12 protein-coding genes are annotated in these 12,514 nt (G+C 42.7%); 6 read left to right on the forward strand and 6 right to left on the reverse strand.

The features are described from left to right. Positions 1-80: 80 nt before the first annotated feature. The 4 genes from atpE to FHS24_RS10080 form a co-directional block, all read right to left on the reverse strand. Complete coding sequence (gene atpE, locus FHS24_RS10065) at positions 81-329, reverse strand: F0F1 ATP synthase subunit C (RefSeq protein WP_010197960.1); 249 nt, start codon at positions 327-329, stop codon at positions 81-83. 33 nt (positions 330-362) lie between these two features. Further along, positions 363-1,229, reverse strand: a complete 867-nt coding sequence (gene atpB / locus FHS24_RS10070; RefSeq protein ID WP_183621017.1) for a F0F1 ATP synthase subunit A — start codon at positions 1,227-1,229, stop codon at positions 363-365. A 732-nt stretch (positions 1,230-1,961) separates the two neighbouring features. Further along, a complete protein-coding gene (locus tag FHS24_RS10075) occupies positions 1,962-2,360 on the reverse strand; it encodes an ATP synthase subunit I (protein ID WP_183621018.1) in 399 nt (132 codons plus the stop codon). A 375-nt stretch (positions 2,361-2,735) separates the two neighbouring features. After that, the gene (locus FHS24_RS10080) at positions 2,736-3,584 is read right to left on the reverse strand and encodes a metal ABC transporter solute-binding protein, Zn/Mn family (protein ID WP_406947791.1); all 849 of its coding nucleotides are present in this window, start codon (positions 3,582-3,584) and stop codon (positions 2,736-2,738) included. A 276-nt stretch (positions 3,585-3,860) separates the two neighbouring features. Between FHS24_RS10080 and FHS24_RS10085 the strand changes: the two genes are divergently transcribed. From FHS24_RS10085 to gluQRS, 6 genes are all read left to right on the forward strand, one after another. Then, positions 3,861-4,421 carry a transcriptional repressor gene (locus FHS24_RS10085; RefSeq protein ID WP_183621020.1) on the forward strand — a complete coding sequence of 187 codons (561 nt, stop codon included), beginning with the start codon at positions 3,861-3,863 and terminating at the stop codon, positions 4,419-4,421. 171 nt (positions 4,422-4,592) lie between these two features. Continuing rightward, positions 4,593-5,330, forward strand: a complete 738-nt coding sequence (locus FHS24_RS10090) for a metal ABC transporter ATP-binding protein (protein WP_183621097.1) — start codon at positions 4,593-4,595, stop codon at positions 5,328-5,330. Positions 5,331-5,399: 69 nt separating this feature from the next. Then, on the forward strand, positions 5,400-6,245 hold the full coding sequence (locus FHS24_RS10095; protein WP_183621021.1) for a metal ABC transporter permease: 846 nt from the start codon (positions 5,400-5,402) through the stop codon (positions 6,243-6,245). A gap of 233 nt (positions 6,246-6,478) precedes the next feature. Next, positions 6,479-7,327, forward strand: a complete 849-nt coding sequence (locus tag FHS24_RS10100; protein ID WP_227671791.1) for a metallophosphoesterase — start codon at positions 6,479-6,481, stop codon at positions 7,325-7,327. Between the two features lie 409 nt (positions 7,328-7,736). Next, a complete protein-coding gene (gene dksA, locus FHS24_RS10105; RefSeq protein ID WP_149490800.1) occupies positions 7,737-8,174 on the forward strand; it encodes an RNA polymerase-binding protein DksA in 438 nt (145 codons plus the stop codon). A gap of 259 nt (positions 8,175-8,433) precedes the next feature. Then, positions 8,434-9,393 (forward strand): tRNA glutamyl-Q(34) synthetase GluQRS, encoded by a 960-nt coding sequence (gene gluQRS, locus FHS24_RS10110; protein ID WP_183621022.1) that lies wholly within the window; start codon positions 8,434-8,436, stop codon positions 9,391-9,393. A 100-nt stretch (positions 9,394-9,493) separates the two neighbouring features. Here gluQRS and FHS24_RS10115 read toward each other — a convergent pair whose 3' ends face one another. Both FHS24_RS10115 and murD read right to left on the reverse strand, forming a co-directional pair. Then, positions 9,494-10,690 (reverse strand): FtsW/RodA/SpoVE family cell cycle protein, encoded by a 1,197-nt coding sequence (locus tag FHS24_RS10115; RefSeq protein ID WP_227671792.1) that lies wholly within the window; start codon positions 10,688-10,690, stop codon positions 9,494-9,496. A 389-nt stretch (positions 10,691-11,079) separates the two neighbouring features. Next, positions 11,080-12,495 (reverse strand): UDP-N-acetylmuramoyl-L-alanine--D-glutamate ligase, encoded by a 1,416-nt coding sequence (murD, locus tag FHS24_RS10120; protein ID WP_183621023.1) that lies wholly within the window; start codon positions 12,493-12,495, stop codon positions 11,080-11,082. Positions 12,496-12,514 lie beyond the last annotated feature (19 nt).

A 12,514-nucleotide genomic window follows, 5' to 3' on the forward strand; every position in this document is an offset into this window, starting at 1 on the left:
GATCATATTTGATAGCCAAACTTTGGCTATATTTAATATACAAACTTTGACCACCAAACATTTACAACTGAGCTTTCTGATTAACCTGCTAGAGGGTTAGCGAACAACAATAGCATAGCAATACCAACACCGATCATCGGAATAGCATCAAGAAGACCTGCTACGATGAACATACGAGTTTGCAACTGTGAACCAAGTTCTGGCTGACGTGCAACACCTTCTAGGAATTTACCACCTAGAATAGCAAAACCAATACCTGTACCTAGTGCACCTAAACCGATAAGTAGTGCTACTGCGATAACTGTGTAACCACCTAATACTGGATCCATGGATGTATCCTCATTTACCTATTGAATGTCTAATTAATGTTCAGTTGATGATGCAAGTGACATATAAACTATCGTCAGCATCATAAATACGAACGCTTGAAGTGTAATAATTAAGATGTGGAAAATAGCCCACGGTACTGATAACGCCCATTGAATCCAAAACGGCATTAGGGCGATCAGTATGAAAATCAACTCACCAGCATACATGTTACCGAATAGTCGTAAACCTAAAGAGATAGGCTTGGCTATTAAAGTAACAAACTCTAAGATAAAGTTGATGGGTATTAAAATAATTTGTACGATAGGATTTTTGGCACTAAACGGATGCAGTGTCAGCTCGCCAACAAAGCCGCCCAAACCTTTTTCTTTGATGCTATAGAACAGAATCAATATAAAGACAGAAAAAGACATGCCAAGCGTGATATTAGGATCCGTGGTTGGAACGATCTTAAAGAACACATGATGTGGATCATGTCCCATCATTGCGCCGATTTGGCCAGCAAGCATAGGGATAAAGTCGACGGGTAGTAAATCCATCAAGTTCATTAAGAATATCCAAACAAAGATAGTCAACGCCAAAGGCGCAATCAGCTTTGAGGTACCACTATACGAATCACGAACGTTGTTATCCACGAACTCAACGATCATTTCAACCGCGGCTTGGAGTTTACCCGGCACGCCTGAAGTGACTTTTCTAGCGACCATCCAGAAGATGGCGCAGAAAACAATGCCTAAACCAATTGACCAAAGCATAGAATCAAGGTGGATTGCTTTAAAGCCCATTGCACTAGCTTCTTCAGCAGTATAGGCAACTTTCCAACCTTCGCCCGGCAGATAGCCGTACGTCCAGTTCGTTAAGTGGTGAGAGATATAGTCTGTTGTTGTTTGCTCGCCTGCCATAATGTCAGCTTCTTATTAATCAACGATTTAATCAACTACCAAAAATATGGTTGTCATCTGATGAGGTTTAGCATGTCTATCTGCCTTGCGATAAAACAGGTAAATGAATCACGCTAACACGCTCATGTAACCAATAACATCCAACCCATAACTGTCTATTTAATCTGTTATTACTCATTAACCAAACTGAATAATCAATGTACGACTACTGCTCAATTTGATAGCGCACGATAAATTTTAGCTATCAAAAAAGGGCTTATGATGATTCAGTAATAGCCCTTGCATGTATACGCAAAAATGTCATATGTGTGTTTGCTTATATCGTTTTATCACGATAAACGCTCAATACAGCGCTTGTCAGCAAGATATTTAGCTGCCTATATTAATGCAGCGTGGTATTCGTGTAAAGTCAATTATGACTTTTTTATTTCCTGTATGAATACGTTAATCGCTGTTAACGTTAGCTTACATAGCTTTGCGTCTATAATACAATATGGATAATTTAATTATATCTGATAACCCTGTTTAGATAAGGGGTTAACAATCGCAATTATTTGACGCTTTACGCTGATATAAGCGCTACATTCATACTTTTATTGTAAAAACAGTTCTGAGTCATTTTATAATGTATCAATGACGTTATAACAGTAATCGTAGAGAAGTTGGACCGCAGGATGACAAACTAACGTTGTTTATAATATTGACCATTAAAATTATAGTGGTCAATAAATACTAGCGTATATGCCACAACATCCAACTGTGACTAATTTGCATTACCATAAAACCGATAAACACCGCAGGCGCGGATAAGGGTTGTACGGTAATAAAAATTAGTGCGAAACCAAACACAGTCAATAGCCATTTGACCATCTGACCCCGATAAAGCTGGCTAACAATATGTTGGCGCGCGCGATAACCGGTATACCAAAAGAAAAAAAAAGCAAATACCGCTTGCGTGGCAAAACTCAGCAAGGCACCAATAGCGGTACTTTTTGCGACAGTCAGTGCACTGTGCAGCCACATCGAATCTACTATCCAAGCAACAATAATTAGGATAAACAATATCCATGCCTGGCGTTTGATATAGATGCCGATTTTATCTTTCTGTGTGCGTTTGGCAGGCTTGGTCATCGATATTTCTATAGCTCTATAACGTGGGCATAATGTAGCACAGTTGCGACAAAGTTATCCGTGAATGGCTCACTCTACAGACGTTATCTTTTAACCAAATTAAAACGCCACTTATTATAGGGAGCAAGGCGATTTTAAGCAAGTAAAATATGCTTTTTATCAAGTATTTACTCATCTGGTAATAAAGAATGCTTGATAGCGTGAATAAAGTCTCGCTAATACGTTAATAACAAGGCGTTTATATCGGCGCATTTGCTGATGATTCAGCAAATGCGCCTGATGCCATTTCCAATTGATTGTTTAAGAGACGTTTTTAATCGCTTTTTCAAATAGCCTTATAAAGCCTTAGCTTGCAAACCATTTATAGAAAAGTATTTATGCGATACATTGGCGAATTTGCTGCGCCATCGTTTGCCAACCACTGATGAAATCTTTACTATTGCTCATATCTTCCGCTTGTACCGTACTTTTAACCGGTTGGAGCTTGGCGAGCAAGCCTTTGGCAGGATTGCTTGGACTGACCAAACACATTTGCTTGGCTGGGCGCTGCTCATTCAACCAACGTAGTTGACTGGCTTTTGGTGCCAAATGATGATCGGTACTTAAGCTGCCAATCAGCTGTAGCTTGGCGCTGTCTTCCATATATTGATAAGCATCGTGATACGCCCAATACGGCAAAGGTTTTTGCGCGTGGTTTTTATTGGCTGCGACCACTGCACTATTCATGCGTTGGGCAAATTTTTGTGCATTGGCATGATAGAGCGCTTTATATTGCGGATTGGCATGACTATGAATAACGGCAAGCGCACGAGTAATGGCTTTCGCGTTTTCAGGATCGAGCCAGATATGCGGGTCAAGCGTGCCAGCAATGGCTTTACCCTCAATATCACGTAGCGGATGGCGTTTAAACGCATCAAACTTAAATAAAGCAATTGAGTTGGGCGCGCTATTTAGAGTGCTGGCCAAGTTGTTCTCTAAGGATTCACCAAACCAGACCACAAACTTACTGTCCTGAATCGCTTTGATATCGCCAGGGCTGATACTACCATGATGCCCAACCTCCCCTGCTTGCAATAATTGCTTGGCAGATGGCGCACCTTCTGTAACCGCTTGGCTTAATAAAAACAGTGGATAATTACTCACACTGACCGTTGCTGCTTGCGCGCTCATCATTAACGACCCAAATATAATGACACCTGTCGCTAATAATCGCTGTAAGCTCATCGGTAAACGTATAAATTTTTTAAAAAATGAAATCATAATGGCTGCTTTTGAGGGTCAATGAATAATAATAGTACGAATAATCGTTTTGAGACGTTATTTTGATTAAAATAGAGGTATGTACCGATACGTTCAAACCCGATATCCGCCTTTACATATTATTATGTTATACTATAACAATATAAAAAACCATCATAAATTGTGCCTTATATAAAAGTGCCTTATACATATAAAGGTGTTAAATATAAAAGCACTGGGTTATTTTTAGGAGCTTGCTTCATGTCTAGTCATTCATCCGTTTGCGATCATGTACACGATGTGCAAGATTTTACGCCGTCCGATGTGAATGAGCGCCTTATGGCCGCAAAAGAGCAATGTCGCTCAAACGGTTCACGCTTTACGCCGTTGCGCCAACAAATCTACCAACTGGTATTAGAAGCCAATAAACCTGTTGGTGCTTATGATTTAATCACGCAGTTGCAACAAATGCGCCTGACCGAGCCTGAAGCCAAAAACCCTGCTTCAAATAATGAGACAACCAATCAAACAAATAGTCAGACGCCAAAAAATATCGCACCGCCGACTGTTTATCGTAGTTTGGAATTTTTATTGAGCGAGGGTTTGATTCATCAGCTAACCTCTATCAATGCTTATGTACCTTGCTGTCATCCACGCGCACAGCATACGGCAGCATTTTTAATCTGTGCGCAGTGCCAGCGTGTGCAAGAATGCAGCAGTTTACCCGTGCAAGAAATCATGAGCTTTGCGCAACAAGACGTCGGCTTTATAGTAGAGCGCAGTGTCATTGAACTCAGTGGTCGTTGCCAAGCGTGTCAATAAAATAGTTAATTGGCAATGTTTTAGGTTTACGCTTTGACTCTTAGCGATGCTTTTATATTTAGCTAAGATAGTTTCATTACTCATTTCTCATTAACGTAGCAGTACTGCCCTATGAGCCTATTTACTTCACCAACCAAGCCATCCTCTGCCATTAATGTGAGTGATAAGACGATGAACAATGCCGCCAAGCTGCTAAGCTTAAGCGATATCAGCTATCATATCGGGCAACAACGTATCCTCTCGCATATCGATATCAATATCGCTGTCAATGAAACGGTTAGCCTCATCGGTCCTAATGGCGCGGGCAAATCAACGCTGGTTAAGCTGGTTTTGGGTTTGATCGAGCCCACGAATGGACAGATAACGCCGCATCAAAAGTTACAGCTGGGTTATGTACCGCAGCGCTTTACGGTACCGCCCATTTTGCCATTACGTGTTTGCGATTTATTGGCACAAGCAGATAAAAATCGCTTAACCGCTGAGCAGCGTCAATTTATATTTGAAAACTTATCTTTGACACATCTGCTATCGCGGCAAATGCTGCACCTATCAGGTGGAGAAACCCAGCGAGTATTATTGGCACGCGCTCTATTAGATAAACCTAATTTATTGATTTTAGATGAGCCAATGCAAGGGCTTGACCCCGATACGGAAGTTTGGCTGTATCAATTTATTGATGAGCTACCAGAATTTTTACGCTGCGCTATGCTTGTGGTCTCGCATGATTTGCATTGGGTGATGAAAGGCAGCCGACGGGTGATTTGTCTTAATAAGCATATTTGCTGTGAGGGACAGCCAAGCGAGCTTGCCATTAGTTCAGAATTTCAAAAGCTCTTTGGGCATCATTACGAGCAGCCGTATGTCCATCAGCCGCATGCTTGCGAGCATCATGCCCCAAGCGAGATATAATCAACAACCAAGCTTATTCAAGCAACAACCGCCTTGTTCATTTTTCTAAAAACGTTACGGATATCTATTATGACCGCTTGGTTAGCCATCATTGCCCCTGCCTGGATTGCTGGCAGCATTTTAGCCTTACTTTCTGCGCCTTTAGGTTGCTTGGTATTATGGCGGCGCATGGCATTTTTTGCCGATGCATTGGCGCATGGCACTTTGCTAGGGGTAGCGTTAGCAGTATTGTGGCAATTACCCATGGGCATGGGTATTGGCATTGTCAGTGTAATGGTGGTGCTAGGACTGGTGTTAATTGATGATGAGCGCCTGCCCGTCGATGCGGTGTTGTCCGTGGTTGCGGTATCGCTATTGTGCTTAGGCTTATTGACGTTAACCCAGCTTACCGATCAGCAAGCCAATGTTTTGGGCTTCCTATTTGGCAATTTGCTTGAGCTCGATTGGGCTGATTTACCCTTAATTGCAACTAGTGTTTTGGTTGGATTGGGTTTACTTATTTATATATGGCCGGCGCAAATAAAACTGGCTACTCATGAGGCACTAGCACGGATTCAGGGTATCAATCCGACTCGTCAACGTTTGTTTTTTATGGGTGTATTGGCAGGGTTTTGTGCCATTGCCTTGCAAGCGGTTGGTAGCTTATTAATCAGTGGTTTATTGGTATTGCCCGCGCTGACCGCCCGTCTCTGGTCAGCCTCGCCAAAACAAATGGTCATTATCGCCTTAATTACCGCCCAGCTTGGCGTCACGCTCGGCGTTTGGGGCAGTATCTGGTTTGATATCCAGACCGGACTTGCTATTGTTTTAGTGCTCGCTATTTTATTCTTTATTGCGCTGATTATCTCAAAGCTAATAGGTGCCAAATCAGGCACAAAATCTCTGATGGCAAAATTTTGGTCGCCACGCCCCTAGTCACCACGCCCCTAAACATCCAAATAATTGGCAGCGCTTATGGCGGTCACAGCAACTATCATCACCATCATAAGACAGCCACTTACTTCTCCTTTATCGAACTTTATTTCATCAATATTGCTAGAGCTTTACTCGTTATAATGTTATAAACTTTCTCTAATATTATCAAGAATATAGTTAACGACTTTTATAATAAAATAAATGCTTTATACAGTGTTTTGATTGATAAGGGAATGAATCCAATGCTTAGCTATCCTGCCAGTGCCATCAGCACGCCAGACGGACAGGTAAATATTTTGCAAATTACTGATTTGCACTTATCATCTCATGTACCTGCGGCAGTCGACAAAACCAGTAGTGAAGTGGCGATTTGCCAGTACAGCTTTGAGGCGGTTATCAAACAAGCGTTAAGCGAAGATCGGCGCTGTGATTTAATCCTTGTAACAGGCGATTTGGTCAATAAAGTACAGTCAGAGATTTACGACCATATTTTTGAGGTGTTGCAGGCAACGGGGATTCCTTTTGCTTGTATTGCGGGTAACCATGATGTCACCGATGAAAATGACAGTGAATTGCCATTTTTTCAGCGTGAACTGATCGCCAGACCGGCGGACAGGCGCCTACTAAGCCGACATATGATTGAAACGGACCATTGGCAGCTGCTGTTATTAGACTCATCAATCACTGGCAAGGTAGCAGGAGAAGTAACGGCAACCGACATTGATTGGCTATGCGAGCAGCTAGAGACTTGTAAAAAGCCTGCGCTCATCGCCTTACATCATCACGTGATACCGGTCGATTCTGACTGGATTGATCAGCATATGGTAAAAAATGCCGATACTTTTTGGCAACGGATGGCAGCTTTTGAGCAGCTGCAAGTTATTATCAGCGGGCATACTCATCAAGAGCAAGTCCGTCAGCGGCAAGGAGTCACGGTGTATAGCACGCCGTCTACTTGCTATCAGTTTCAGCCTTTTGAAGACGATTTTGCTTATGATAAAAACGCCCTACCCGGATATCGCTGGTTGCAATTAGCCAACAATGGAGAGGTTGCAAGCTGGGTCGAAAGACTAGATACTTGACAACCAGTTTTATTGGCAAAAATTTGGCTAGAATAATATCGCCAGAGCCTGTATCTTATACTGTTAGCCAATGTAAGAAAAATAAGTGCGGTCTAAGTTTTTTTTAGACGAAATTATAATAGCTAGGATGGCTAAATTGACCACAAGCTAAGTTTTCACAGTCAGTAATTTGTCCAATTATTTAACAGTCAGCATTTAAATAAATAAATTCATGACAATATACCTGACCATTGATAGGTCGCTAGCGTCCTATCGCGATAACCATATTATTAGATCAGCTGTGTTACTTGTGTTACTAAGTGGTAAAACGTTTTATAAAGGGACAATTTATAGCGTTTGATAAACTTATAACGTCTTGTCTTTTGATATGTCGTTTTATTGAATTAATTTGAAAAAGTAGGATACCCATATGAGCACCCTGACCACGAATCCGAGTGATGTAAAGTTCACCCCTTATGTACCTGCCAAAGACGAAGAGTATATGTCTGATGAGCAATTGGCGCATTTTAAGGCTATTTTATTAGATTGGAAGCACCAACTGATTGGCGAAGCAGATCGTACCAAGACTTATATTCAAGATGAGTCCAGCGCCATGCCAGATATCAATGACCGCGCTACTCAAGAAGAAGAGTTTGCCCTGACCTTGCGTACGCGTGACCGTGAACGCAAGCTGATTCGCAAAATTGATAAATCTATCGCCGAAATTGAAAACGATGATTACGGTTTTTGTGAAACTTGCGGTGTAGAGATCGGTCTGCGTCGCCTTGAAGCCCGTCCAACCGCGACCCAGTGCATTGACTGCAAAACTTTATCTGAGATTAAAGAGCGTCAAAACCAAGGTGCTTAAATCCAGATAATTAAAGACAGACAATCTTAACGTCAAGATAAACACGAGCGACCATTTATTGGTCGCTCGTTGCGTTTTATCTTCTTGTTTTTTATTTTCCTGCGTTTTATATTCTTGCCATTCATAGATAAACTTGATGCTTATTGACACGCCACCAACAAAATAGGCATATTTGATAAATATCTTTTTGACGATATATTTATTATTCTATGCTTTTATTCTACTGATACTCCCTACTTTGAAAACCATCCATACTCATATGCCAACTTCAATTCCAGCCGCATCGTCATCACAGCCTATCGGGCGCTTTGCCCCGTCACCCACTGGTGAGCTGCATCTTGGTTCATTAACCACAGCTCTTGCCAGCTTTTGTCACATCAAATCCATTAGTGGTAAGTGGCTCTTACGTATCGAAGATACTGATACTGAACGCTGCGACAGCCAGTTTACTGAGCAGATTTTAATCGATTTAGAGGTGCTCGGGCTACACTGGGATGGCGATGTCATCTACCAATCTGAGCGCATTGATATTTATAATGATTACTTATCTTCAAATCTCTATCCGCTGACCTACGGCTGTCAGTGCTCACGCAAAAGTCTTGAGCGTTACTGGGAGCTAAAGGCAATAGGAGAAAGCATTGACCCGCAGCAGGCAAACCAAAAACTTTTGAATAGACAACGCTATCCGCGCTGCTGTTTAGATGCAGGGTTTAATAAAGAGCAAAATAAGCTACGTATACAGCTGCCAAACTATCGCATCGGCTTTAAAGATGGCATTCAAGGCGTGCAATGGGATAACCCACAGAAAACCTTGGGCGATATGGTGGTGCGTCGTCAAGATGGTATGATTAACTATATCTTGGCCGCCAGTCTCGATGATGGCCTACAAGGCGTCACGCATATTATGCGCGGTTTAGATATTCTACCGATGACCGCAGCACAAATCAGCATCATGCATGCCGCACGCTTGCCGGCTATCGATCATTGGTATCATTTGCCATTGATATGCAGTCCTGATGGTCAAAAGCTATCCAAACAAAACCTTGCCCAGCCGATTGATACCCGCAATCCAAGCAAGCTCCTTAATCATGCTTTACAGTTATTGCAGCAGCCTGCCGTCGATAGAGACACCCCAACAAATATGCTTAAGCAAGCGATTGCACAATGGGATAACTCACCGCTACAAAATATGCAGTCTTTAAATATGCCTAGCATCTAATAAAATAGGTCTAACTACCAATAGAAAAAACGCCGCTATTAGCGACGATTTTTTATATTTAATGATTAAAGTATATTGAACAACCCAATCATTAAATGACTCAATAATAACGACACTGGCTCTTTTCGATCTCAGGGCTTTCTTTATAAATCTTTAGCAGCACCGCCACCATCACCAAGCTAATCAACATCGATGAGCCGCCATAACTAAAGAATGGCATGGTCAAACCTTTGGTCGGAATCGCGCCCATATTCATTGCCGCATTAATAATAGTCTGCGCAATAAACACCACTGCGATACCAAAAGCGGTATAGCTCATGCGCATTTGGCGACGTTTAAGTGCATTATAACTGATGCGCATGGCACTACCGATAATCAGCGCCTCAAGTATCAAGATCATCGTGACGCCAACAAAGCCCAACTCTTCACCGGTAATCGCTAATAAGAAATCCGTATGCGCCTCTGGTAAATGCGACAGTTTTTGTACACTTTCACCATAACCAACACCGGTAAACTGCCCACGACCAAAGGCGATTAAGCTGCGTGCTAACTGATAATCGGTATCTTGCACATCGTCAAAGGGATCCAAAAACGACATCACTCGTACGAGGCGATATTGTACGGTCGCAACCATTAATACCGCACCACCAACGGCGACGGCACCGAGCGCGATAAACTGCTTATAAGGCGCGCCAGCAATATAAAATATCGCAAACACAGTACCGATAATAACCACAAACGAGCCAAAATCTGGCTGCGCTAGTAATAAAAAGGTGATTAGCCCAACCACTATCGCAATGCGCAAAAAGCCATCCCAGCCGTTACGTACCTCAAATGAGCGCCGTACTACAAAGTCTGAGACAAATATAATCATCACAAGCTTGGCAAGCTCTGCGACCTGAAAGTTAAAGCCGCCGAGACTTAGCCAACGCTTTGAGCCGTTAATAGGCGTACTAAACAAGGTGGCAAATAACAAGAGCCCGGTAATTGCCAACAGCATAAACTGGGTTTCAGTTCTGTAGAGCCTTTTTAGCGATACCAGTTTATAAGAAAAACCAGCGATAAACAGACCAATACCCATGTAGAGGAGCTGATTATAGAAAAAATTCAGCTCGCTCATGCCGCGACTGAGCGCAAAAGGAATAGAAGCAGAAGCCACCATCAATAAGCTAAGCACCAACATACAGCCGACGCTCGATAATAAAATTGCGCGCGCTGATGGCATAGACAGGATACCATCTGAGCCGGTGGCTTGTAGCGATTGAGATTTCGAACGAAAAAGAGAAGAAAGCGCCATAATTTTATATACACTAGCAAACGAAAAAACACGGCGTTTATAAAACGCCACCGTTTAAAAAATATGAAATAGATTCTATTTAAAAAGATAATAACAGACAGCTAGTCAGTGACAAACCACGCTTTTTGGCAGTCTACCTTGTCAATATTAAGTACTGACATGGTAACGTGCCTCGGTTGCTGCTTGGATCGTTAATTGATTCGCCGCTTGGTTTTCGCAAGCCTCACTGCTTATATTTGACAGTAGCAGCAATTTATAAGCAAAACAATCATTTATAGAAAAACGCCTGCCATTTTTACAACGATAAACGAAACAGTATAAAAGCTGATGGTCTTGCTATCTAGCGACAAACTATTTGCTTATACAATATCTTAAAAAACACGCTCTTATTAAACATTGTCTAACTGCTTAACAAGCTGACTAAAATGCTCGCCACGGGCAGCAAAGCCACTAAACTGATCAAAGCTGGCGCAAGCAGGTGATAAGAGCACCGCTTGTACTTGGGATAGGCTGCTTTCTGTGACTTGTTTAATCATCGCAAAAGCGCCTTCTAACGTCTGGCATTGATGTAATGAAACGTCATCATCACGGATGCCTGCTGCTCGTAAATGCTGCTCAATCTGTTGGCTGTCTTCGCCAATAAACAGCACTTGGCTGACGTACTGATTGATAAACGGCGTCAATTCTCCAAATTGCTGACCTTTACCTTGACCACCTAATATTAATAAGAGCTTACCGTCTTTAGGTGCATATACCGCTCCCAAGCCCTCAACAGCTGCCATGGTTGAGCCAATATTGGTACCTTTAGAATCATTAAAATAATCAATCCCATCGACCGTAGCGACATATTCGCAGCGATGTTCAAGTCCTGTAAATGCTTGCAAAGTGTTAAGCATGCTATCAAGCGGTAAACCGGCAAGCTCGCCAAGTGCCAAAGCTGCTTGCGCATTGAGTAAATTATGACGACCTTTAATGCGCAGTTTATCCGCCGATAGCAAACGCTCTGTCCCGCGAGCTAAATATGTCTGCCCTTCTGAGTCGGTAATAAGACCATATTGACCTTTATCAGGGGCGTGAATGCCCGTGCTCAAACGTGGCAAATTATCCGCCACCAGCGGGCGTGTCAAGGCATCTTCACGGTTGATAACAACCGATTTGGCACCTTGAAAAATACGATGTTTGGCTTGATGATAACCAAGCATATCGCCATGACGGTCTAAGTGGTCAGGCGACATATTCAGTACCGTTGCCACCTGCGCGCCTAAATTGGTCACGGTCTCTAACTGGAAACTTGATAGTTCGATAACTGCCAACTCCATCTCGCTATTAGACAGCAAAGTCAATGCTGGCACGCCAATATTGCCGCCCACTCCAACATTCACCCCTGCATCCGCCGCCATTTTTCCAACCAATGTCGTTACGGTACTTTTAGCGTTAGAGCCAGTAATGGCAATAATCGGTACACGGCACGCTTCACAAAATAATTGAATGTCGCTGACGACCGGAATATTCGCATCTTTTGCCGCGGCAACTGCTGCTGTTTTTAATGAGATACCTGGGCTAATAATAATTCGAGCCGCTTGTTGCAATAACTCTGCATCTATCGCCCCGAATTGGCGGATCTCAACAGCAGCAGGTAATTGGTCTGCTAAAGTAGGGCTCACCTGATTATCAGTCACAGCGACTTGGTAGCCTTGCGCGGTCAAATAATGCGCCACAGACAGTCCCGACTGCCCCAAACCGACCACGACTTGTAAACCACTGCCTTTATGAAGTAAGGCTTCTTTTGCGGTGCTGGCGGTCATATCTATTCCTTCTATCTAT

It is taken from the genome of Psychrobacter luti, assembly GCF_014192115.1.
GTDB lineage: Bacteria > Pseudomonadota > Gammaproteobacteria > Pseudomonadales > Moraxellaceae > Psychrobacter > Psychrobacter luti.

Bases quoted from the DNA above. Each gene is read 5' to 3' on its own strand.
- atpB (WP_183621017.1), bottom strand. From the start codon at position 1,229: ATGGCAGGCGAGCAAACAACAACAGACTATATCTCTCACCACTTAACG.
- FHS24_RS10080 (WP_406947791.1), bottom strand. From the start codon at position 3,584: ATGAGCTTACAGCGATTATTAGCGACAGGTGTCATTATATTTGGGTCG.
- FHS24_RS10090 (WP_183621097.1), top strand. From the start codon at position 4,593: ATGAACAATGCCGCCAAGCTGCTAAGCTTAAGCGATATCAGCTATCAT.
- gluQRS (WP_183621022.1), top strand. From the start codon at position 8,434: ATGCCAACTTCAATTCCAGCCGCATCGTCATCACAGCCTATCGGGCGC.
- murD (WP_183621023.1), bottom strand. From the start codon at position 12,495: ATGACCGCCAGCACCGCAAAAGAAGCCTTACTTCATAAAGGCAGTGGT.
- atpE (WP_010197960.1), bottom strand. From the start codon at position 329: ATGGATCCAGTATTAGGTGGTTACACAGTTATCGCAGTAGCACTACTT.
- FHS24_RS10085 (WP_183621020.1), top strand. From the start codon at position 3,861: ATGTCTAGTCATTCATCCGTTTGCGATCATGTACACGATGTGCAAGAT.
- FHS24_RS10115 (WP_227671792.1), bottom strand. From the start codon at position 10,690: ATGGCGCTTTCTTCTCTTTTTCGTTCGAAATCTCAATCGCTACAAGCC.
- FHS24_RS10075 (WP_183621018.1), bottom strand. From the start codon at position 2,360: ATGACCAAGCCTGCCAAACGCACACAGAAAGATAAAATCGGCATCTAT.
- FHS24_RS10100 (WP_227671791.1), top strand. From the start codon at position 6,479: ATGAATCCAATGCTTAGCTATCCTGCCAGTGCCATCAGCACGCCAGAC.
- dksA (WP_149490800.1), top strand. From the start codon at position 7,737: ATGAGCACCCTGACCACGAATCCGAGTGATGTAAAGTTCACCCCTTAT.
- FHS24_RS10095 (WP_183621021.1), top strand. From the start codon at position 5,400: ATGACCGCTTGGTTAGCCATCATTGCCCCTGCCTGGATTGCTGGCAGC.